This window comes from Nonomuraea mesophila (assembly GCF_004352805.1).
Classification (GTDB): Bacteria; Actinomycetota; Actinomycetes; order Streptosporangiales; family Streptosporangiaceae; genus Nonomuraea; species Nonomuraea longispora.
Genome location: NZ_SMLD01000165.1, coordinates 1 through 20,782 on the forward strand (window position 1 = coordinate 1; position 20,782 = coordinate 20,782).

21 protein-coding genes are annotated in these 20,782 nt (G+C 71.3%); 10 read left to right on the forward strand and 11 right to left on the reverse strand.

Features of this window, described 5'->3' with window-relative positions; translation table 11 throughout:
- The coding region (locus E1295_RS38820; RefSeq protein WP_132638724.1) for an arsenate reductase/protein-tyrosine-phosphatase family protein at positions 1-649 on the reverse strand (649 nt) is incomplete at its 3' end.
- A gap of 31 nt (positions 650-680) precedes the next feature.
- Entirely contained in the window at positions 681-893 is a 213-nt protein-coding gene (locus E1295_RS38825) for a dodecin (RefSeq protein WP_043628308.1), read from the reverse strand.
- Between the two features lie 99 nt (positions 894-992).
- Here E1295_RS38825 and E1295_RS38830 point away from each other — a divergent pair, with 99 nt between their 5' ends.
- Positions 993-1,307 (forward strand): DUF3099 domain-containing protein, encoded by a 315-nt coding sequence (locus E1295_RS38830; protein ID WP_132638726.1) that lies wholly within the window; start codon positions 993-995, stop codon positions 1,305-1,307.
- A gap of 301 nt (positions 1,308-1,608) precedes the next feature.
- On the opposite strand, the gene E1295_RS38835 is transcribed toward E1295_RS38830, so the two are convergent.
- The 4 genes from E1295_RS38835 to E1295_RS38850 all read right to left on the reverse strand — a co-directional run bounded on the left by E1295_RS38835 (position 1,609) and on the right by E1295_RS38850 (position 5,047).
- Positions 1,609-2,400, reverse strand: a complete 792-nt coding sequence (locus E1295_RS38835) for an NTP transferase domain-containing protein (protein ID WP_220449110.1) — start codon at positions 2,398-2,400, stop codon at positions 1,609-1,611.
- 144 nt (positions 2,401-2,544) lie between these two features.
- On the reverse strand, positions 2,545-3,534 hold the full coding sequence (gene moaA, locus E1295_RS38840; RefSeq protein ID WP_132638730.1) for a GTP 3',8-cyclase MoaA: 990 nt from the start codon (positions 3,532-3,534) through the stop codon (positions 2,545-2,547).
- Positions 3,535-3,671: 137 nt separating this feature from the next.
- On the reverse strand, positions 3,672-4,646 hold the full coding sequence (locus E1295_RS38845) for a Rossmann-fold NAD(P)-binding domain-containing protein (protein WP_132638732.1): 975 nt from the start codon (positions 4,644-4,646) through the stop codon (positions 3,672-3,674).
- Positions 4,647-4,678: 32 nt separating this feature from the next.
- Positions 4,679-5,047, reverse strand: a complete 369-nt coding sequence (locus E1295_RS38850) for a winged helix-turn-helix transcriptional regulator (protein ID WP_132638734.1) — start codon at positions 5,045-5,047, stop codon at positions 4,679-4,681.
- A gap of 103 nt (positions 5,048-5,150) precedes the next feature.
- Between E1295_RS38850 and E1295_RS38855 the strand changes: the two genes are divergently transcribed.
- Positions 5,151-5,798, forward strand: a complete 648-nt coding sequence (locus tag E1295_RS38855; RefSeq protein ID WP_181958111.1) for an NAD(P)-dependent oxidoreductase — start codon at positions 5,151-5,153, stop codon at positions 5,796-5,798.
- A gap of 76 nt (positions 5,799-5,874) precedes the next feature.
- Here the strand turns inward: E1295_RS38855 and E1295_RS38860 are convergent, their stop codons facing one another.
- The 3 genes from E1295_RS38860 to E1295_RS38870 form a co-directional block, all read right to left on the reverse strand.
- Positions 5,875-6,378 (reverse strand): hypothetical protein, encoded by a 504-nt coding sequence (locus E1295_RS38860; protein ID WP_132638736.1) that lies wholly within the window; start codon positions 6,376-6,378, stop codon positions 5,875-5,877.
- A 152-nt stretch (positions 6,379-6,530) separates the two neighbouring features.
- Positions 6,531-7,436: a hypothetical protein gene (locus E1295_RS38865; RefSeq protein WP_132638738.1), complete on the reverse strand. Its 906-nt coding sequence runs from the start codon at positions 7,434-7,436 to the stop codon at positions 6,531-6,533.
- A gap of 78 nt (positions 7,437-7,514) precedes the next feature.
- Positions 7,515-9,356: an AMP-dependent synthetase/ligase gene (locus E1295_RS38870; protein ID WP_132638740.1), complete on the reverse strand. Its 1,842-nt coding sequence runs from the start codon at positions 9,354-9,356 to the stop codon at positions 7,515-7,517.
- Positions 9,357-9,506: 150 nt separating this feature from the next.
- On the opposite strand from E1295_RS38870, the gene E1295_RS38875 reads away from it, so the two are divergent.
- A complete protein-coding gene (locus tag E1295_RS38875; protein ID WP_132638742.1) occupies positions 9,507-10,985 on the forward strand; it encodes a peptide MFS transporter in 1,479 nt (492 codons plus the stop codon).
- Between the two features lie 11 nt (positions 10,986-10,996).
- Positions 10,997-11,605, forward strand: coding sequence for a trimeric intracellular cation channel family protein (locus E1295_RS38880; RefSeq protein ID WP_132638744.1), 609 nt, complete (start codon positions 10,997-10,999; stop codon positions 11,603-11,605).
- A 7-nt stretch (positions 11,606-11,612) separates the two neighbouring features.
- Here the strand turns inward: E1295_RS38880 and yczR are convergent, their stop codons facing one another.
- On the reverse strand, positions 11,613-13,043 hold the full coding sequence (yczR, locus tag E1295_RS38885) for a MocR-like transcription factor YczR (protein WP_132638746.1): 1,431 nt from the start codon (positions 13,041-13,043) through the stop codon (positions 11,613-11,615).
- A 63-nt stretch (positions 13,044-13,106) separates the two neighbouring features.
- On the opposite strand from yczR, the gene yczE reads away from it, so the two are divergent.
- The 6 genes from yczE to E1295_RS38915 all read left to right on the forward strand — a co-directional run bounded on the left by yczE (position 13,107) and on the right by E1295_RS38915 (position 19,942).
- A complete protein-coding gene (gene yczE / locus E1295_RS38890) occupies positions 13,107-13,709 on the forward strand; it encodes a membrane protein YczE (protein WP_132638748.1) in 603 nt (200 codons plus the stop codon).
- Between the two features lie 106 nt (positions 13,710-13,815).
- Positions 13,816-15,573: a glycoside hydrolase family 15 protein gene (locus E1295_RS38895; RefSeq protein ID WP_132638750.1), complete on the forward strand. Its 1,758-nt coding sequence runs from the start codon at positions 13,816-13,818 to the stop codon at positions 15,571-15,573.
- A gap of 132 nt (positions 15,574-15,705) precedes the next feature.
- Positions 15,706-17,424 carry a histidinol-phosphatase gene (locus E1295_RS38900; RefSeq protein WP_132638752.1) on the forward strand — a complete coding sequence of 573 codons (1,719 nt, stop codon included), beginning with the start codon at positions 15,706-15,708 and terminating at the stop codon, positions 17,422-17,424.
- Complete coding sequence (locus tag E1295_RS38905; protein WP_181958112.1) at positions 17,421-18,011, forward strand: hypothetical protein; 591 nt, start codon at positions 17,421-17,423, stop codon at positions 18,009-18,011. The genes E1295_RS38900 and E1295_RS38905 overlap by 4 nt, the downstream gene beginning before the upstream one ends.
- A 251-nt stretch (positions 18,012-18,262) precedes the next feature.
- On the forward strand, positions 18,263-19,354 hold the full coding sequence (locus E1295_RS38910; protein WP_132638754.1) for a serine hydrolase domain-containing protein: 1,092 nt from the start codon (positions 18,263-18,265) through the stop codon (positions 19,352-19,354).
- Positions 19,355-19,408: 54 nt separating this feature from the next.
- On the forward strand, positions 19,409-19,942 hold the full coding sequence (locus E1295_RS38915; RefSeq protein WP_132638756.1) for a pyridoxamine 5'-phosphate oxidase family protein: 534 nt from the start codon (positions 19,409-19,411) through the stop codon (positions 19,940-19,942).
- A 41-nt stretch (positions 19,943-19,983) separates the two neighbouring features.
- Here E1295_RS38915 and E1295_RS38920 read toward each other — a convergent pair.
- A partial coding sequence (locus E1295_RS38920) for a lytic transglycosylase domain-containing protein (RefSeq protein ID WP_132638758.1) occupies positions 19,984-20,782 on the reverse strand: 799 nt, incomplete at its 5' end.

Sequence of the window (20,782 nt, forward strand, 5' to 3'; positions counted from 1 at the left end):
GCGCCCACTCGTCCACGCCTTCGCCCCGTTCCGCCCGCCCGCGCCCGCGGCCGCCCGTGCTGACCGTCCGGGGCGTTCGGGTGACTGCGGCGGGCAGGCGGCCCAGCAAGGCGTTCAGGGCATGGCTGAGCGACTCGCCGAGCGTCTGCGCGCACGTGTCGTAGCCCTCGGGCGGGCCTCCGTAAGGATCGCGTATGTCGGGGCCGGGCTGCCGGCCGCGCCTCCCGGCGGCCGCCTCCACGATCGCCCGCGCGCGCTCCGCGGTGTCGGACCGGTAGCGGCGCTCGTCCGTGCCCGACGCCAGTGTGGCGAACTCGGGCAGGGTGAACGTCCTGCGTGCGGCGGCGGGGTCGAGCCCCACCGGGACGGCGGCGTGCCCTGCCTCCATCGTCAGCAGCAGATCGGCCGACCTGACCAGGTCGAGGTCGAGCGGCCTGGCCCGGTGCGCCCGCCCGTCGAGGCCCAGCCGGGCGAGCGTGGCGAGCGCGTGCGGCGCCATCGGATGACCGGTCAGCGCGCGTACCCCCGCGCTCCCCGTGGCGGTGGGCAGGCCCGTGCCGGCGAGCATCGCCCTGGCGATCGCTTCCGCCATCGCGGAACGGCAGATGTTCGCCGTGCACACGAGCAGGATGCGGAACTCACCGGTCACGCGGGCCGATCTAGCCGGTGGCGTCCGGCCTTCAGGCGTCTTCCAGGCGGAAGCCCACCTTCATGCCGACCTGGAAGTGCGCCACCTCGCCCGCGTCGAGGTGGCCGCGGATCTCGGTCACCTCGAACCAGTCGAGGTGGCGCAGCGTCTGCGAGGCCCTCCTGAGGCCGTTGCGGATCGCCTGGTCGACGCTCTCCCCCGAGGTGCCGACGATCTCGGTGACCCGGTACGTACGGTCCGTCATCTCCCCGTCCTCCTTACTCGAAGGCCATGATCGCATGACCTGTGTCCGCGTCCGGGGGCGCCGTCGCGCCCTGCTCATCCGAGGTCTACCGTGGAGGGTATGAAGGGGTGGCGCAAGAAGCAGGACGTCCACGCCGTCACCGACGCCAGGCCGTCGCTGACCGCGGACATCCGCAAACGTGAGATCAGCTACCTCATCAAGATGGGCATCCGGACGATCTGCCTGATCCTGGCGGTCGTGGTGCCGGTGCCGTGGCCGTACCGGCTGCTGTTCATCGCCGCGGCCGTCTTTTTGCCATACATAGCCGTAATCGGGGCCAATGAGAGGGGCCAGGCTGCCCCGCCTCCTACCTTTCAGTCGCCGGAAGCTAACCAAAGCGAGATACCGCTGCATCGACGCGAGATCGGGTCGTGACTAAGTCTTGACGCATCCCATGGGTTGTAGGTGTACGCTTTAGCCAAGCGCTCCGGTCCCCCGTCGGAGTGCTGGTGCCGGCGTTCCGGGCCCCCGTCGGAACGCCGATGAAGCGACGCCGGGTGGTTTGCCCCCGTAACCACCCGGCGTCGCCCCTTTCCGGAAGTTTTGATCAGTGCGACGCCGCCGGGCGAGTCGGATAGGACTGCTTTCCCGAAATCGTTTACACCCCTCCTGCCCCAGAATTCACAGGAACCTTTCAGGCGGGGCAGGAGATTGACTTCAACAGTTCGTTCGAGTGTCAGTCGTCCGTCAACGTCTCGGTGGTCGCCTGCGACCAGTTTTTCGCCAATGTGATCAGTTTCGCCACAGCGTCCTCGGGTGCGGTGCCGGCGCCCTGAGCGAGCCCGAGCAGATAGGCGGTCAGGGGCGCGGCCGGCCTGGCGACGCCGTGCGCGACCTCCTTGGTCAGGTCGAGAATCAGGTCGCGGTCCAGGGTGGCCGGGTCGATGCCGAGTTCCTTGCAGGCCAGCGCGGTCCATTCGTTGAGCACGTTCATACGAGCCTCCTCCAGATCGTCCATTGTGTCGCAGTCGAACCAGGGCCGCCCGTGCAGCGCCAGGCGCACGGCGACGAGCGGACCGAGCAGGCCCTTGAGCGAGCGTCCCTGATAGCCGGCGAGCGCCGCCTTCAGCTCGGCGGCCGGCCACGCGCCGGCCAGCCACTGCTCGTGTCCGCCGTCGTCCACCAGTACGACCCCGCCCGCACGCTCGGCGGCCCGCAGCATGGCGCTCACATGGGCCGTCGTCATGAACGGCAGATCACCGGCGAGCAGCACCACCCACGGGGCGCTCACCTCGTGCAGGCCGGCGGCGAGCGCGGGCACGGGACCGCCGCGCGGGGGATCCTCCCTGACGAACACGACGCCGGGGATCGGGCGTTGCGGGCCTGCCACGATCGTCTTCCCCGCCCCGGCGACGGCTGCGACCACGTGCTCTACCAGGGTCCGCCCGCCGACGGTCAGGCCGGGTTTGTCCGCCCCGCCCAGCCTGCGCGCCGCTCCCCCGGCCAGGATCACCGCGTCGAACTCCACACCCTCACCCCAGATCCGAACCGGCCCGCCGCCACCCACCTCACCACACCCTCGCCGCGCGGTCACGGCCGGGGCGGCGGGACGAACCGGCAGGACGAACCGGCAGGACGGTCGCGGTGCGGGAACCAGGTTCCGGCGTGGAGGTCAGCCGCCGATGGCGGACATGGGGCGGGCGGGCTGGAGGAAGGAGGGGTCGTCGATGCCGTGCCCCGCACGCTTGCGGGCGACCGCGGCCACCCACCTGTCGGCCAGTTCGTCGTCGGACGCGCCCGCGCGCATGGCGGTCTTGAGGTCGGATTCCTCGGTGGCGAACAGGCAGTTGCGCACCTGGCCGTCGGCGGTGAGCCGGACCCGGTCGCACGAGCCGCAGAACGGGCGCGTCACCGAGCCGATGACCCCCACCCGCGCCGGCCCGCCGTCGACGAGGAACCGTTCGGCGGGGGCGCTGCCGCGCTCCTCCAGGTCGTCGGCCGTCAGGTCGAACGAGGCGGACAACGACGCGAGGATCTCGTCGGCGGTGACCATGCCCTCGCGGCTCCAGCCGTGCTGCGCGTCGAGGGGCATCTGCTCGATGAAGCGTAGTTCGTACCCCTGGTCGAGGCACCAGCGCAGGAGCGGCACGGCCTCGTGGTCGTTGACGCCGCGCATGAGGACCGCGTTGACCTTCACGGGCCGCAGGCCCGCCTCGTCGGCGGCGGCCAGCCCGGCGATCACGTCGGCGTGCCGGTCTCGGTGCGCGAGCCGCTTGAAGGTGGCGGGGTCGAGGGTGTCGAGCGAGATGTTGACCCGGTCGAGCCCGGCCTCGGCCAGCGGGCCCGCCAGGCGGGCCAGGCCGATGCCGTTGGTGGTGAGCGACACCTGCGGCCTGGGGGTGAGTGCGGTGGTGCGGGCGACGACGTCGGCCAGCTCGCGCCTGAGCAGAGGCTCGCCGCCGGTGTAGCGCACCTCGGTGATGCCCAGCCGTTCGACGCCGATGCTCACCAGTCGGACGATCTCGTCGGCGGTGAGCAACTGCGGGTTGGGCAGCCAGTCGAGCCCTTCCGGCGGCATGCAGTAGGTGCAGCGCAGGTTGCACTTGTCCGTGAGGGACACCCGAAGATCTGTCGCCACCCGTCCGAACGAGTCTCGCAACATGGGGCGTCACCTCCTGTTCGTACGCCCGGGGACCAGACTATGACGCGGGCCCGGAGGCGCTGTCCATCGCCCCTCCTTACCACGACAACACATCCCCATAGTGATCGATTCCTCCTTCGTATGCGAACCGGGCCCTGTCAGCCGGCGAGGGCGGCGTCGTCCGCCGCGGTGTCCTCATCCGACCAGGCGTCCTCCGGCGGGTGGGCCAGATGCCAGCGCACCGACTCGGCGACGTGCGCGGCCGGGTCGCCCGGCTCCCAGCCGAGCAGTGTCCGGGCGCGGGCCGAGCTGAACACCAGGTGCTGGGCGGGTGCCGCCGACAACGCCAGGTCGGGCGGGATGCGGTCGTCGGGCACCCTTTCCAGCCGGGCGCGCGACCCCGCGGCTTCGAGGATCTGCTCGAACCAGGCGCCCATCGTCACCGTGGACGTCTCCCCCAGGTTGACGGCCAGGCCGTCGGCGGCCCGGTGGTCGAGGGCCGACAGGACTCCGGTCGCCAGGTCGTCGACGTACCCCTTGGTCCAGAGCAGGTTGGCGGCGCCGACCGGGATGCGGTCGCGGCCCGCGCGGACGCGGCGCAGGACCGGCTCCTCCCTGCGCTGCCAGTCGTGGGGTCCGTAGATCAGCGGCAGCCGCAGGACGACGGCGCCGCGCGCCAGCCAGCGTTCCTCCACGTCGAGCTTGTCGTAGTCGTCGGGCACGCCGGGGATGCCCGCACCCCGGTGGGGGTGGCGCTCGCGGCGCAGCCGGGACTCCTCGGTGATCGGTACGGGTGCCAGGCAACGTCCCGTCTGCAGGCCCGTGAACGCTTCGTACACGTCCTGGCTGGACAGCACCACGGTCGGCACGTGCGGCAGCAGCGGAAGGACGGCGTCCACGTCGGCGCCGGTGAGCGCGTGGGTGTCGACCACGGCCTGCGGCGCGAATTCCTTGATCTGGTGGGCGTGACGCGCCAGGTCGTGACGGTCGGTGTGCAGATGGGCACCCGGCACGGTGGGTGCGGACCGGTCGGAACCGCGATGTACGAGGAGGATCTGGTCGCCGCGCTCGGCGAGGCGTTCGGCTGTGCGGCGCCCCAGGAACCACGTGCCGCCCAGTATCAGGACTCTCATGCCCCCACCCTGCCTGATCTGTCCCCCGTCCGTCAGGGCGTGCCCGCGTGCCAGGTCTCGCGGGCGCGCATGAGCTCGGCCAGGTGTTTCCTGGACCACTCGCAGCCGGCGTTCATCGGTTCGAGGAGGCTGCGGCCGAGGGCGGTCAGCTCGTATTCGACGCGCGGCGGGATCTCGTCGTAGGCGGTCCTGGTGAGCAGGCCGTCGCGTTCCATCGCGCGCAGGGACTCGGTGAGCACCTTGGGGGTGATGCCGCGCAGCGGACGCTGGAGCTCGGTGAAGCGCCGAGGGCCCCGTTCGAGGCAGCGGATGATCTTGGCGGTCCACTTGTCGCCGACGCGGATGGGGGCGGCGACAGGAGAGCATTCGTGGAACATGTCCGGATCGAGAGGCTCGGCCATGCCCGTCATCGTAGGTAACTATCGTTGCGGAAAGCGAGGTCCCGCCCTCTACCGTTCTCCCGGCGGCGGGGAGTCCGGTCGCCAGGAGAACGGAGCGTGGACGATGAGCAAGTTCGTGCTGTTCGGCGCCGGTGGACGGGCCGGGACACGGGTGGCGGCGCAGGCGGCAGGACGCGGGCATGAAGTGACGGCCGTGGTGCGGGATCCCGCCAAGTATCCGCATCTGGCGGGTGAGAACGTACGGCTGGTCGCCGGGGACGTCACCGACGCCGACCGGGTGGCGGCGGTGGCGGCGGGTCACGACGTGGCGATCCAGGTCACGGCCAGGCTGGACATGCCGTCGGAGGAGTTCTACACGGCGGCCTCGCACGCCCTGGTGGACGGGCTGGCGCGGGCCGGGGTGCCGCGCCTGGTCGCGCTGGGCATCGGCACCCTGCTGGAGGTCTCACCCGGGGTCCGGCTCGTGGACACGCCCGGTTTCCCCGCCGACGCCCGTGCGTTCTCGCTGGGGCACGCGGCGGAGCTGGCGGTGTTCGAGAAGTCTGCGCTGGACTGGGTGGTGCTGGCGCCGCCGCCGGTCGTCCTGGACGAGCAGGCGGCGTGGACGGGCCGTTACCGGATCGGGGGCGGGCAGGTGCCGGCCTCCGCCGAGGGCGAGCCCGCGTTCGCGTACGCCGACCTCGCGGCCGCCCTGGTGGACGAGGCCGAAAGGCCCCGGCACCACCGCGCCCAGGTGGCCGTGTCGTACTGAGCCGCCCGGGGCGGCGATCGCCGGGCGCACATGCCGGACGCCCGGCCTGATGAGGCCGGGCGTCCGAGGGGTGTGACTAGTGGTGGTGACGGTGACGGTGGCCGATGACCCGGACGGAGTCCGTGCTCTCGGCGCCGTCCAGCCATCTGGCGCCCTTGAAGACGGCGCGCCAGGTGCCCGACGTGCGGGCCGGAACCTTCGTGTGGAAGTAGCCGCTGCGGCTGGTCCTGACCGTTTCGACGTATTCCCACTTGCCGCTGCCCGCCGGCTGGAAGAGGATCACGATCCGCTTCCAGGCCAGGCGGTGCCAGCGCTCGGAGCGCTTGCAGCTGTCGGCGTGGTGCACCGAGACGAGACCGCTGATGTAGTCCTTCTTGCACTCGACGGAGAGCTTGCCCTCAAGGGTGATGGGCCGGCCCCGCCAGGCGGGCTCGGGGTTGGCGTCGAACTGCAGGCTCGTGTGGCCGCCCGCGACCGGGTCGATGCCCGGGTCGGCGAGCGCGGGCGAGGCGGCGGTGGCCACCATTGTCGCGCCCAAGGCGGCAGCCGCCAGGCCGGCGGCGAGACGTCGCATCTTCACAACGGAATTTCCTTCCCCGTCTGGAAACGCGCCCCGGATGGGGCACGTCATTGGCCAATGACGCGTAAGGGTAAAGAAAAGTTGCGACGCAGTTGATCACGATTCCGCATCGGAGATTTAGGCCACGCAGGGATTTAATTATGCTTGCCGCACTATTGAGTAATTTGTCGGATTTTGGAGACGTCTGAGGCGTAATGTCCTGTTCCGGGATAGCGGACGCGCCAGAATCCCCCGGTACGGCCCTCCACCGTCGTGGCGAACGAACCGGAGGCGTCGGTACGCACCTCACCGATGCGCTCCCAGGCCGAGGACTCATCGGCACGCCAGAGAATCTCCAGCCGCTGCTTGGCGAACGGCCCGTAGTCGGTGAGCCCGCGCGGATCGACCCTGGTCAGCGACCCCCGCAGCCGTACCTTGCCGCCCTGCGTCCCGTCCACCCGCACGGAGGCGAGCTTCGCGTCGCGCCTGAGCTGGAACGACTCGTACTCGGTGACCGTCGCGCCGCCCGGGCCCTTGGCGGTGGCACTGATCGTCCAGGTGCCCGTCGGGTAGTAGCGGTTGAGCTTCTTGTCGGGCAGGAAGCGCCAGGTCTCCCAGGTCCCGGCCGGCTCAGGCGCGGCCATCCGCCAGGCCATCATCGGCGGCAGGTCCGAGGTGGCCTCGCGTGAGGCGGGCCGCGGATCCGGCGCGCCCTCCTCCTCGGGAGTGTGTGTCTGCGTGGGCGCCGGCGGGTTCTTCACCGGGTTCTTCACCGGGTTCTTCACCGGGGTCGTCACCGGGGTCGTCACCGGGGTCGTCTTCGAGCTGAGCGTCGGGGCGGGCGGGGCGCCCGGTTCGACCTTGACGGAGACGCCGCGCTTGCCTCGCGTGCCGCGGGCGATCACGTCGATCACCAGGCGGACGGAGCCCTTCGGCCCGGCCACGGGCTGCGCCGGACGTACGGTGATGGATCGGATGGCGAGCTCGGTCGCGGCGGAGGTCGCGGGCGCGGGCGCCATGAGCGACCCCGCCGAGAGCGATCCCGCCGCGAGCGAGACGAGAAGAAGGCTTCTGGTCATGAGCGTGACGCTAGGAACCCGCCGGTCATGACCAGGACCACAACACACGCCCCGAATGGCAAAACCACGCAGGAGCGCTCAGCCGGGACCGGCGTAGAGCCCGTCGATGACGTCGGCGTACTTCGCGTGCACGACGCGGCGCTTGAGCTTGAGGCTCGGGGTGAGCTCGCCCGTCTCCGTGGTCCACTCGGACCCGAGCAGGGCCCACTTCTTCACCTGCTGCACCCGCGCCAGCTTGGCGTTGGCCGCCTCGACCGCGGCCTCCACCTCCTTGAGCACCTCGGGATGGCCGGCCAGCTCGGCGAGCGAGGCGACCGTGATGCCCCTGGCCTGCGCCCAGCCCGGCGCGATCTCGCCGTCGAGGGTCAGCACGGCCACCGGGTGCGGCCGGTTGTCGCCGTAGGCGAGGGCCTGGCCGATGAGCACGTGCTCCTTGAGATGGTTCTCGATCTCCGCCGGGGAGATGTTCTCGCCGCCCGCGGTGATGATCAGCTCTTTCTTGCGATCGACGACCCGGTAGAAGCCGTCGTCATCGACCGTGCCGATGTCGCCGGTGTGCAGCCAGCCGTCGGCGTCGACGAGCTCGGCGGTGGCCTCGGGACGGTTGAGGTAGCCGGCGGTGTTGAGCGGGCTGCGGGTGAGGATCTCGCCGTCGCCGGCGATGCGGATCTCGACGCCGGGTTCGGCCCTGCCGACGCTGCCCAGGCGGTAGCAGGCGGGGCTGTTGCCGGTGAACGCGCCGGTCGTCTCCGTCATGCCGTAGACGTCGATGACCTTGAGCCCGAGGCCGGCGTAGAAGCGCTGCACCTCCGGGGGAAGGGGCGCGGCGCCCGTGGCGGTCCACTGCGCGCGGTCGAACCCGATCATGCCGCGGACGACCGACAGGAGTGAGGCGTCGGCCTGGTCGTAGGCGGCCTGGATCTCGGGGGTGACGGTGCCGCCGTACTGGCCGGCCTCGATGTAGGCCAGGCCGGCCTTCATGGCCGCGCGTACGGCGGCCTGCTGCTCCTCCGGCTGCGTGGCGAGCACGGCGAGGAGGCGGGCCATCATCTTCTCCCACACCCGGGGCACCCCGAAGAACATCATCGGCCTGACCTGGCCCAGCGTGCGGCCCAGGTCGGCGAGGTCGGTGCAGAAGTGGACGTGGGAGGTCTTGAGCAGCGGCAGGTAGAGGCTGAGCACCCGCTCGGCGATGTGCGCGTAGGTCAGGTAGGAGATCTGGGTGCCGTGGGTGGGCAGCGAGGCGAGGCGGTCGGTGGAGGCGACCTCGTAGAAGACGTTCGTGTGCGTCAGGGGCACGCCCTTGGGCATGCCGGTGGTGCCGGAGGTGTAGAGCACGCTGGCCACGTCGCCGGGGGTGACCGCGCGCCAGCGGGCCTCGACCTGGCCGGGGTCGGCGGCCAGGCGTTCGCGGCCCAGCCTGAGCAGGTCCGTCCACGCCAGGAAACGTTCGTCGTCGGGCGCGCCCTCCAGCATGATGATCCGGCGCAGGCCGTCGAGCCGGTCGAGCACCGGCTGCCAGCGCGCGAGGTCGGCAGCCCCGCCGAGCACCGCGAACCTCGCCCCCACGTCGCCGGCCACGAACGCGATCTGGTCGGGCGCGAACGTCGAGTAGACCGTGCAGCCGGCGCCGCCCGCGTGCACCACGCCCAGGTCGGCGAGCACGTGCTCGCTGCGGTTGACCATCATGAGCGCCACGGTGTCGCCGGGCTGGAGCCCGAGCGCGGCGAAGCCCGCGGCGATCTCCAGGACCCGCTGCCTGGCCTGCGCGTAGGTCAGCGTGCGCCAGCCGTCTCCGTCGGGATCGGAGTAGGCGGGTGCGTCGGGGTGCTGCTCGGCCGCCTGAGCGAGCTGCCCGCAGACGGTGATCCCGGCGATCTGCCGCTGGATCTCCGCCCGCACGTCGAGGACTTCGGCCATGGCGCGCGCCTCCAGTCAGTATTCACTTGCATGAATGGCATGCATCGCACCACACCAGGGGGGTAGCGGCAAGAGCTCGCGGGGAAACACCCGCGTCCCTCACCTGGAGCGAGAGATCGGTTACGTTCGGTGCCGTGGGAGGGGCTGCGCATGACTGAGGGCGGCAGGACGTTCTTCGGGCACCCGTGGGGCCTGGCCACGCTGTTCGGCACCGAGATGTGGGAGCGGTTCAGCTGGTACGGCCTGCGCGCGATCCTGGCCACCTTCCTGGCCGCCTCGCCCGCCCACCAGGGCCTCGGCATGTCGGACGTGACGGCCCAGGCGGTCGTGGGCGTCTACGCGGCGCTCATCTACCTGGTGGCGTTGCCCGGCGGATGGATCGCCGACCGCATCCTCGGGGCGCGCAGGTCGGTGTTCTGGGGCGGGTTCGTCATCATGCTGGGGCACATCAGCATGGCGATCCCGGTGACGTCGGCGTTCTTCGTCTGGCTGGGCCTGCTGCTCATCATCTCCGGCACCGGCCTGCTCAAGCCGAACATCTCCGTCATGGTCGGCCGTCTCTACGCCGACAGCGACGACGCGCGCCGTGACGCGGCGTTCTCGCTGTTCTACTTCGGCATCAACCTGGGCGCCTTCTTCGCGCCCCTCGTGGTCGGCTGGCTGGCCGCGGGTGACCGCTGGCACCTGGGTTTCAGCGCCGCCGCGGTCGGCATGGCGCTCGGCCTGCTCCAGTACGTGTGGGGCGGCAGGGCGCTCAGGGGCGTGGGCGAGCGGCCGGGCCTGCGCCTGTCGCCGGAGGAACGCCGCAGGTTCGGCCGGCTGTCCGCCGTGGCGGTGGGCGCGACGGCGGCCGGGCTGGCCGGGTGGGCGTCGACCGGCACGTTCACGGTGGACCGGCTCACCGTGGTGGTCACGGTGGTCATCCTGCTCGTGCCCGTCGCGTACTTCGGCTACATCCTGCTGGGCAGCCACAACCTCACGCAGGACGAGCGGATCCGGATGAAGGCGTACATCTGGCTGTTCGCGGCGGCGTCCATCTTCTGGATGATCTTCGATCTGGCGCCGAGCAAGCTGCTCTTCTTCGCCCAGGACCACACCGAGCTGTCATTGTTCGGGATCCCGATCCAGCCGGCGACGACGCAGTCGTTCAACCCGCTGTTCATCATGATCTTCGCGCCGGTGTTCGCGGCGTTGTGGGTGCGGCTGGGCACGCGGGTGAGCACGCCGCAGAAGTTCGGCTTCGCGCTGCTCATGGTGGGGGCGAGCTTCGTGGTCATGGCGATCGCGGCGGCGCTGGCGGGGGCGGGCAGGGTGTCGGTGTGGTGGCTGGTGCTGGTCTACCTGATCCAGGTGTTCGGCGAGCTGTCGCTGAGCCCGGTGGGGTTGTCGGTGACGACGGTGCTGGCGCCGGAGGCGTTCAAGGGGCAGATGCTCGGCGTCTGGTTCATCGCGGTGTCGGTGGGCGACGCGATCGGCGGCCAGACGGGGCGGCTCACCGCCGTGCTGTCCGACCCCATGTACTACCTGGTGCTGGCGCTGGCGGCGATCGCGGCCGGGCTCGCGCTGTTCATGTTCACGCGGCGGCTGCGGGAGATGATGGCCGAGCACCATGAGCCCGCCATGCGGTAGACATTCCCAACGTGTCCGAAATTCTCGACCTGGCAGGCATCTTCGTCTTCGCGCTCACGGGGGCGCTGATGGGGGTGCGCAAACGGCTCGACGTGGTCGGGATGGCGATGCTCGCCGAGATCACCGCACTCGGCGGGGGCGTCGTCCGCGACCTCATACTCAACGTCCGGCCCGCCGCCTTCCAGAGTGTCGGTTACGTGGTCGTGCCGCTGGTGGCGACCGTGATCGTCTTCTACTGGCATCCGCACGTGGCCCGGGTGATGCCGGTCATCCTGGTGCTGGACGCGGCGGGCCTCGGCCTGTTCTGCGCGGTCGGCACGGACAAGGCCATGGAGTACGGCCTCAGCCCGCTGCACGCCACCGTGCTCGGGATCACCACGGCCGTGGGCGGCGGCATGCTGCGGGACGTGCTGGCCAGGGAGATCCCGACGCTGCTCCACGACCGCCAGCTGTACGCCGTGCCCGCCCTGGTGGGGGCGGCGACGATGGCCGCGCTGTACACGTACGGGCAGCACGGCTGGCCCGCGACGCTGGCGGCGGCGGTGCTGGCGTTCGGGCTGCGCATCGTGGCGATGCGCCGCAACTGGCGGGCCCCGCTGGCCCGGGAGGCCGGCGAGTGAGCCCGCCTCACACCATGGCGATGAGGGGCTCGGGCGGCCGGGAGGCGCCGGCGGGGCCGTGGTCGCGGGCGGCGCGGATCCGGACGAGCGCGTCCTGCAGGACCTGGGGCGGCTGGGTGTACGGCAGCCGCAGGTAGCCCTCCAGCGTTCCCTCCACGCCGAACCACGGGCCGGGCGCGAGGCGTACGCCGTGGCAGGCGGCGGCCTCGGCGAGCGGGGTGGCGCCGCCCCGGTCGAGGCGCACCCAGAGCGTGCCCCCGCCGCGCGGCACGGTGAACGTCCACTCCGGCAGGTGCTCGCGCAGCCCGGACACCAGCGCGTCGCGGGAGGCGCGCAACGTGCGGCGGCGCTCGGCCCGCGTCTCCTCCAGCCGGTCGAACAGCCGCGCCACCGCGAGCTGCTCCATCACGGGGCTCGCGATGTCCACCGCGGCGCGGGACAGGGCCAGCCGGCGGGCCAGCGCGGCCGTGGCGCGGATCCAGCCGATGCGCAGCCCGCCCCACCACAACTTCGACGCCGAGCCGATGCTGATGACGCGGCTGTCGGTGTCGAACGAGCCCATCGGCGCCGTGCGCGGCGCCTCGTCCAGAGCCAGCTCCGACCAGGTCTCGTCCACCAGCAGCAGCGTGTCCACCCGCCGGGCCGCGTCCACGACGGCTGCGCGGGTGGCGTCGTCCATGAGGGCGCCGGTCGGGTTCTGGAAGTCGGGCATGAGGTAGACCAGCCGGCCGGCCGACTGGCGCATGGCGGAGATCAGCAGGTCCTCCTGCCAGCCTTCGTGGGAGATCCCGACGGGGACGATCCTGGCGCCGGCCCGGCGGGCCGCGTCGATGGCGTGCGGGTACGTCGGCGACTCCACGATCACGGCGTCACCCCGGCCGACGAGCAGCCCGGTCACGAGCTGGATGGCGTGCTGGGAGCCGGTGGTGACGACGATCTGCTCGGGCCTGGTCGCCAGCCCCCTCGCGGTGTAGGCGGCGGCGATGCGTTCCCTGAGCATCGGCAGGCCCATGGGGTCGTAGCCGATGCCCATGCCGTACCTGGGCAGGTCCTCCAGTGCCTGCGCCATGGCCTCGCGCAGCGCCGTGGGCGCGGGCGGGGCGGCGACCTGGAGCTGGATGAGGCCGTCCTGGTCGGTGCCGAGCCAGGGGTTGTCGGCGGTGGTGGCCGGGTCGGGCAGGGCCGTCCAGCTGCCCGAGCCCTGGCGGCTGTCCAGGTAGCCTCGTTGGCGCAGGAGGTCGTAGGCGGCGGTCACGGTGGTGCGGCTGACCTTGAGCGTCCCGGCCAGGTGGCGCTCGGCCGGCAGGCGGACCCGCACGGGCAGCCGGCCGTCCATGACGAGGGTCCGCACGCCGTCGGCCAGGGCGCGGTAGTACGGCCGGGCTGCCGGGTCGATGGTCAGCAGCCGGGCCAGCTGGGTCGCCGACACATGTCTCATAAGGCCACTTTTCGTGATTGGTTCTGTTTTGGCAAGGCCATACCCTGCCATTCTGGGTCCACTATGAGCGACACGACCGCCCCACGAGTGACCTCCCTGCCCGCCCGGCTGCTCCGTCTCTACGGCGGGCTGGCGCTGTACGGGCTCGGCATCGGGCTCCAGGTGGAGTCCGGCCTGGGCAACGGCCCCTGGGACGTCTTCCACCAGGGCCTCTCCCATAGGTCGGGGATGACCATGGGCACCGTCATCATCATCGTCGGCGCCCTGGTCATGCTGCTGTGGATTCCCCTGAAGCAGAAGCCCGGGTTCGGGACCTTCAGCAACGTGGTGTTCGTGGGGGTGTTCGCCGACGCCGCGATTTACCTGCTGCCCACGCCGGAGCACCTCGCGGTGCAGGCGTCGTACATCGTGCTCGGGGTGGTGTCCATCGCGCTGGCCACGGGCCTCTACATCGGCGCTGGCATGGGCGCAGGACCGCGCGACGGCATCATGACGGGGCTGATGCGGCTCGGGCTGTCCGTACGGCTCGGGCGCTTCCTCATCGAGCTCACCGTGCTGGCCGCCGGGTGGCTGCTCGGCGGCACCGTGGGCGTGGGAACGCTGGTGTTCGCGCTGGCCATCGGGCCGTTGACGCAGCTGTTCACCCGCTGGTTCCCCCTGACGTGATCCCGTGGCCGGTCCGGGCATGACGCGACATGACCCGGCCCGGCCACGGGATCACCCGATCGGTGCGAGGCCGGAGCACCACGGCCGGTTCCGGTAGCGTCTAGGCATGCGGATCGAGGATTACGCCCTGATCGGAGACATGCAGTCGGCCGCGCTGGTGGCCAGGGACGGCTCCATCGACTGGCTGTGCCTGCCCAGGTTCGACTCGCCGGCGTGCTTCGCGTCGCTGCTGGGCAGCGAGCGTAACGGCCACTGGTGGCTCGGGCCCACCGGCAGGAGACCGGCGGCCAGGCGCCGATACCGTCCCGACACGCTCATCCTCGAGAGCGAGTGGGACACTCCGACGGGCACCGTCCGCGTGATCGACTTCATGCCTCCCCGCGACAAGAACCCCGACGTCGTACGCATCGTCGAGGGCGTCTCCGGCACGGTGGAGATGTCCACGGTGGTGCGGGTGCGCTTCGACTACGGCCGCATCGTGCCGTGGGTGCGCAGGAGCGACGGTCATTTGCAGGCCGTGGGCGGGCCCGACTCCGTGTGGCTGCACGCCCCCGTTCCGCTCAGGGGCGGCGACTACGCGCACCGGGCGACGTTCACCATCAAGGAGGGCCAGCGGCTGCCGTTCGTCTTCACCTGGCATCCGTCGCACGAGCCGATGCCGCCGCAGATCGCGTGCGAGCAGCAACTCGCCGAGACCGAGGCGTTCTGGGCGGAGTGGGTCGACCGGTGCGCCTACGACGGCCCCTACCGCGACGCCGTGACGCGGTCGCTGATCACGCTGAAGGCGCTCACCTACGCCCCCACCGGAGGCATCGTCGCCGCCCCCACCACGTCGCTGCCCGAGGACCTGGGCGGCGTGCGCAACTGGGACTACCGGTTCTGCTGGCTGCGCGACGCCACGCTGACGCTCGACGCGCTCATCTCCTCCGGCTACCTGGAGGAGGCCGCCGACTGGCGCGCCTGGCTGCTGCGCGCCATCGCCGGGCGGCCGCAGGACCTGCAGATCATGTACGGCGTCGCCGGCGAACGGCGGCTGCCCGAACTGCGCCTCGACTGGCTCGACGGCTACGAGGACTCCCGGCCCGTGCGCATCGGCAACGAGGCGGTCAAGCAGTTGCAGCTCGACGTGTACGGCGAGGTGATGAACTCCCTGTTCGTCGCGCGCGAGCGCGGCCTGTCCCCCGACGACCGGGCGTGGGCCATCCAGCGGCAACTGCTCGACTACGTCACCGAGCACTGGGACGAGCCCGACGAGGGGCTGTGGGAGGTGCGGGGGCCGCGCCGGCACTTCGTGCACTCCAAGGTGATGTGCTGGGTGGCGCTCGACCGGGCCGTCAAATATGTCGAGCGGTTCGGCCGTACGGGACCGGTGGAGAAGTGGCGGGCGCTGCGCGACACCGTTCATGCGGAGATCTGCGACAAGGGCTTCGACGCCACGCGCAACACCTTCACCCAGTCGTACGGGTCGGCGGAGCTCGACGCCGCCCTGCTGATGTTGCCGATGGTCGGGTTCCTGCCGATCGACGACCCGCGGATGACCGGCACGGTGGCGGCGATCGAGAAGGAGCTCATGTCCGAGGGCTTCGTGCTGCGCTACCCGCTGGCCGAGGACAACGACGTCGACGGCCTGCCCGGCGGCGAGGGAGCCTTCCTGGCCTGCAGCTTCTGGCTGGTGGAGGTGATGGCGATGCAGGGCAGGAAGGACGAGGCGAAAAACCTCTTCGAGCGCCTGCTGTCGCTCCGCAACGACGTGGGCCTGCTCGCGGAGGAGTACGACCCCCGCTACCACCGCCTGGTGGGCAACTTCCCGCAGGCGTTCAGCCACGTGCCTCTGGTCCACGCCGCCCGCGCCCTGTCGCTCTAGGCGGCGCCGTGCTCCCTCGTGGCCTGACGGGCATGTGGCGATCTTCCGACGTTCACATGTGATTCATCCCGTTACGCCACGCTCCCGCCGTAGCCGGAGCTCCATCTTCCGGCACGGACGAGAGAGAGCAGCATGGGTCACGGGCATCACCACCACCATCACGACCACTCCCACGAGCCCCTCGGCGAGCCTCTTGACGAGGGCGCGGCGGCGGCGCGCGACCTGACGATCCCCGACGAGGACCTGTCGCCGGCGCAACTGTCGCGCCGGCGCATGTTCCGGCGGGCCGGTCTGCTGGGCGCCGGGCTGACGGCCGCCGGGGTGCTCGGGACCGAGGCCGGGGCCGCCGCGACACCGGCCGCCGCAGCACCGGGCGGACGGGAGCCGAAGGACGGCTACCTGTGGCTGGCCGGCGACCACCACATCCACACCCAGCACAGCGGCGACGGCATCTACCGGGTGATCGACCAGGTGCGGCACGGCAACGCGTACGGGCTCGGGTGGATGGTCATCACCGACCATGGCGGCACGACCCACGCCAGGATCGGGGTGGACAAGGTCAACCCCGACATCGTCGCCGCCCGCAAGGCCATCGAGGACACCCTGGTCTTCCAGGGCCTGGAGTGGAACATCCCGGCCGCCGAGCACGGCACCGTGTTCGTGGCCCCGGGCCGGCGGGAGGTCGAGACGCTCAAGGAGTTCGAGAGCTCGTTCGACGGATCGGTGAAGGACGCGGGGGCGAACACCCCGCAGAACGAGGCCCTCGCCATCGCCGGGCTGAACTTCCTGGCCGAGTCGGTCAGGAGGCGGCGCATCCCCGACGCGCTGTTCCTCGCCAACCACCCGTCGCGCAAGGGCCTCGACTCGCCGCACGAGATCCGCGGCTGGCGCGACGCGCAGCCGTCCATCGCCGTCGGCATGGAAGGCGCCCCCGGCCACCAGGCCGCCGGCATCCCGAAGCCGCACGGGCCCGGCGGCGGGCGCGGCTACTACGACGGCGGCCCCGGCGCCGACTCCTTCCCCGGCTACCCGGCGGAGAGCTACAGGACCTTCGGCGGGTTCGACTGGATGACCGCCACCGTGGGCGGTCTCTGGGACAGCCTCCTCGCCGAGGGCAGGCCGTGGTGGATCACCGCCAACTCCGACTCCCACACCGTGTACGGCGACACCGCCCGGCGCGGCCCTGGCGGCGACTTCGACGCCGACGGCCGCTACGAGGACCCGGTCCACGGCGGCGTGCCCAACACCGGGGCGGGCGACTTCTGGCCCGGCTTCTACAGCCGCACCCACGTCGGCAGCCGCGCCTTCTCCTACGAGGCGGTCATGGACGGGCTGCGGGCCGGGCGCGTCTGGGTCGACCACGGCGGGCTCATCAGCGGCCTGGTGGTGCGGGCCAGGACGGCCGGTCACGGGCAGCGCGGGGCGACGCTCGGCGAGACCCTGCACGTACGCAGGGGCGACCGGGTCGAGCTCACCATGGAGATCGCCCTCGCGGGGCGGCCCAACTGGGCGCAGTTCGTGCCCACGCTGGCCCGGGTGGACGTCATCCAGGGCGACGTCACCGGCCCGGCCTCCGACAGGGACGCCTTCACCACGCCGGACACCAAGGTCGTGCAGTCGTACGAGGTGGGCGGGAACAGCGGCACCGTCACCTTCACCTACCGGCTCGGCCGCGTCGACCGGCCCGTGTACGTGCGGCTGCGCGGAACCGACGGCAACCGCTCCGCGCCCGGCCTGCTGGGGGCGGGGGTGGACCCGCACGGGCCGCAGATCGACGTGCACGGGGACGCCGACCCGTGGAATGATCTATGGTTCTACAGCAACCCGATCTGGATCCTGCCGCGCCGATGACCGGCGGACGCACGATCGGCGGGCCGGTGATTCTCGGGATCGACGCGGGCTCGCGTACCCTGCCCGAGGCCGAGCACCTGCTGCGTGCCGTCGCGCAGGCGCTCGGCCTGCCGGGCGGCACCGTCGGGTGCACGCACTTCGTGCCGGCCGGCAGGCCGAGCTCTCGCGCGGGCGACGAGCCGCACATCGCCTGCTCGCTGGCCGTCCCCGGGTCCGTTTCCCCGCCCACGGGCGTGTCGTGGGCGGCCGGCGACGAACGCGGCGGGCCCCTGGCGGAAGGCGCGGCGACGGCAGCGGCCGAGCACGCGGCGCGGCGCGGCGGCCGCGTCGTCACCTTCCCCGGGCACGACCGGCTCACCGGCACCATGAGCGTGGCCGCGATCCGCGAAGGGTCGGCCATCGAGCGGGTGCTGGTGCTCGCCTCCCCCGGCCCGCCGGGCGACGGCGTGCTCGTCGTGACGAACGACCACGTCAGGCCGGTCTGGCGGGACGGGCTGATGACGCTGCTCACCATGCCTGCCGCCGGCGGCCTGCTCACCCCGGCCGAGGTGCCCGACCCCACCCCCTGCTGCGCCGACCACGCCTAGGGAGCTGTTTGTCGTGTGAACCGGGCGGCGTCGAAGACGTCCGATGGCCCTGCGTGCGCCCGGCTCGGCGAGCGCCGCACGCGGGCCGCGATGAGTTCTGCCGCCGGCGGTCGTCTACCTTCCGCAAGCGAGAGAAGGGTCCACGATGCCTGTGACCAAGACGGTGCCCGGCACCTTCGAGTCCGTGAAAGGCCGGTCCGTAAGCCGGAGGAACGATGTCTCCGCGCGGCCTGGGCGTGTGGAGGAGTGCGATGGGTGAGATACAGGAACAGGTTCAGCGTCATATCGACACGCTGGTCGCCACCGGCGCGGAGACCGGTGTGCAGGTGGCCGTCTATCACGATGGCGCGCTGATCGTCGACGCGGTGGCGGGCACGGCCGACCCGGCCACCGGGCGACCGGTCACCTCCGGTACGCCGATCTTCAGTTTCTCCACCGGCAAGAACGTGGCGGCCACGCTGGCGCACCTGCTCGTCGCGCGTGGTTTCCTCGGGTACGACAGCCCGGTCGCCGACCTGTGGCCCGAGTTCGGTGTGCGCGGCAAGGCCCCGGCGACACTGCGGCACGTGCTGACCCACACGGCCGGTCTGCCGGCCATGCCGCGCGAGATCACCCCGGCCGAGCTCCCCAACTGGTCCAGGGTATGCGAGTCGCTGGCCGCCGCCGAACCACGCTGGCGGCCGGGCGCCGCCGTGGGCTATCACTCCTACACCTTCGGCTATCTCGTCGGCGAGTTGGCCCGCCGCGCGACCGGGCGGCCCATGAGCGAGCTGCTGCGTGAGTGGATCACCGCGCCGCTGGGTATCGAGGGGCAGCTCTGCTTCGCCGCTCCGAAGGAGTCGCTGCCGGGGCTGGCGCGCCTGGAGCAGCAGGCGCGGCAATGGCCTGCCGCCCCGCACGACGGTGAGGCGATCCTCGCGCCGTGGGAAAGCCGGCCGAGTGCCGATGTCGGCAACAACAGCGAGATCCTGCGGGCCGATATACCGTCGGTGGGTATCGCGACCGCGCACGGACTGGCCGCGATGTTCAACGCCGTGCTGCGGGGCAAGCTCGTGGACTCCGCCCGGCTGGCGCAGCTGTCCGCGCTTGCGTTCGAGGGTATGGATCAGGTGTTCCGTACTCCGGCGCGGATGGCGCTGGGCTTCCCGATCGGCAGGATGGGCGCCCCTGCCACGGAGAACTCCGTGGCGCTCGGATGGCCGGGCGGCGGCGGAAGCTACGCCTTCGCCGACCCCGCCCGAGGTGTCGCGTTCGCGCTGACGAAAACCCGGCTCGTCCCCGACTTCGACACCGCGCTGTCGGTCACTACGATCCTGTACGACCATCTCGCCGCAACCCGCTGAGCCTTCCCGCGTCCGCGCCGAGGCGGACGTCCCGGCGATCGCAAGGAGAAAATCATGTCCATTCACCCGGCCGGCGACTCGACCGCTCCGCGGACCAGCCTCGGTCCGTTCTCCTCACCAGGCGCCCGCCCGACGCCGTGGGAAGAGACGGAGTGGGCACTGCGCCGGATCCAGAAGTTCCAGCTGTGCACGGTGCGTCAGGATGGCCGGCCTCACGTGACACCGTTGCTGGCGATCTGGGCGCTCGGCGCGATGTGGTTCACCACCGGCGACAACGAGCAGAAGGCCAGGAATCTCGGCGCCAACCCGCACTGCGCGCTGACCGCCGGAACCGACGCCCTGACCGGCACGGACTACGTCATCGAAGGCACGGCTAGCCTGGTCACCGACCAGGCCACCAGGCAGACCGTGGCGACCGCGTTCGAACAGGCGTATGGCTGGCAGCTCACCCGCGAGGACGGAACCTGGTATCGACTGGGCGATGCCGTTCGGGCCGGCGATGTTCAGCTCTACCGGGTCCAGCCCGGCAAGGCGTTCGCCTTCGCCACCGGCAGCCAGTCGTCCCAGACTCGCTACCAGTGGCACTGAGAACGCGGCCCCGGTTGCTCACGTTCCTGCCGAGCGGGTGATCATGATGGATCGGGGCCGGTCAGGCGGCGCTCACCGGCGGTGGTGATGACGTACACCTGCCAGTTGTAATAGACGTAGTAGTTCCGCGCGTCGCGCTTGATCTGGCGGGCGTGCAGGAGGATGGCGTTCACGTACGCCTGCGACGGGTTGTAGGCGTGCAGCGCGCGACGGTAGTCGCGGGGGGCGCCGCTGGTCTTGAGGTAGTTGGCCGCGGCCATGACGGCGTCGCGCGGGTCGTGCACGTCGCCGCCCATGCCGTATGCCTTCCAGGTCGCCGGCATGAACTGCATCGGCCCCTGGGCGCCCACGTGGCTGGCCGACTTCACCCGGCCGAACTTGGTCTCCGCGAGCATCACCGCCGCCAGCACCTCCCACTCCACCCCGAACCGGCGCTCGGCCTTCTTGAAGTACTTGAGCAGCTGGGCGGCGGGGCGGGCGGGCTGGACCTTGAACGGCGTCGACGGCTTGATCGGGTGGGCCAGGGCGAGCAGCTCGCGGATGGCGCGCGTGTTGTCCTTGGCCTGGGCGGCCAGTCCCTTCGGCAGGCGGGCGAACGCCTGGGAGGCGACCTTGGGGTGGCGGGCGGCGTAGCGGTACAGGCGCTGGTGGTCGAGGGCCAGGAGCTCGACGTCCTCCGGCGGCTTGCCGTTCTTGCCCTTCCAGGCGTCGATGGCGTCGTTCAGCGCGGAGGTGGTCTGCTGCAGCCTCCACGCGAACCGCGCGGCGTTCCTGGGGATCTTCTCGTCGGGGGCGGGAAGTTCGCGGTCGGGCGACAGGCTGGGCGACGGGCTGGGCGAC

Excerpts from the sequence above, each read along its gene's own strand:
- E1295_RS38905 (WP_181958112.1), top strand. The coding sequence starts at position 17,421 with ATGACCGGCGGACGCACGATCGGCGGGCCGGTGATTCTCGGGATCGAC.
- E1295_RS38870 (WP_132638740.1), bottom strand. The coding sequence starts at position 9,356 with ATGGCCGAAGTCCTCGACGTGCGGGCGGAGATCCAGCGGCAGATCGCC.
- moaA (WP_132638730.1), bottom strand. The coding sequence starts at position 3,534 with ATGTTGCGAGACTCGTTCGGACGGGTGGCGACAGATCTTCGGGTGTCC.
- E1295_RS38830 (WP_132638726.1), top strand. The coding sequence starts at position 993 with ATGAAGGGGTGGCGCAAGAAGCAGGACGTCCACGCCGTCACCGACGCC.
- E1295_RS38845 (WP_132638732.1), bottom strand. The coding sequence starts at position 4,646 with ATGAGAGTCCTGATACTGGGCGGCACGTGGTTCCTGGGGCGCCGCACA.
- E1295_RS38900 (WP_132638752.1), top strand. The coding sequence starts at position 15,706 with ATGGGTCACGGGCATCACCACCACCATCACGACCACTCCCACGAGCCC.
- E1295_RS38895 (WP_132638750.1), top strand. The coding sequence starts at position 13,816 with ATGCGGATCGAGGATTACGCCCTGATCGGAGACATGCAGTCGGCCGCG.
- E1295_RS38910 (WP_132638754.1), top strand. The coding sequence starts at position 18,263 with ATGGGTGAGATACAGGAACAGGTTCAGCGTCATATCGACACGCTGGTC.
- yczR (WP_132638746.1), bottom strand. The coding sequence starts at position 13,043 with ATGAGACATGTGTCGGCGACCCAGCTGGCCCGGCTGCTGACCATCGAC.
- E1295_RS38850 (WP_132638734.1), bottom strand. The coding sequence starts at position 5,047 with ATGGCCGAGCCTCTCGATCCGGACATGTTCCACGAATGCTCTCCTGTC.
- E1295_RS38865 (WP_132638738.1), bottom strand. The coding sequence starts at position 7,436 with ATGACCAGAAGCCTTCTTCTCGTCTCGCTCGCGGCGGGATCGCTCTCG.
- E1295_RS38825 (WP_043628308.1), bottom strand. The coding sequence starts at position 893 with ATGACGGACCGTACGTACCGGGTCACCGAGATCGTCGGCACCTCGGGG.
- E1295_RS38875 (WP_132638742.1), top strand. The coding sequence starts at position 9,507 with ATGACTGAGGGCGGCAGGACGTTCTTCGGGCACCCGTGGGGCCTGGCC.
- E1295_RS38915 (WP_132638756.1), top strand. The coding sequence starts at position 19,409 with ATGTCCATTCACCCGGCCGGCGACTCGACCGCTCCGCGGACCAGCCTC.
- E1295_RS38855 (WP_181958111.1), top strand. The coding sequence starts at position 5,151 with ATGAGCAAGTTCGTGCTGTTCGGCGCCGGTGGACGGGCCGGGACACGG.
- yczE (WP_132638748.1), top strand. The coding sequence starts at position 13,107 with ATGAGCGACACGACCGCCCCACGAGTGACCTCCCTGCCCGCCCGGCTG.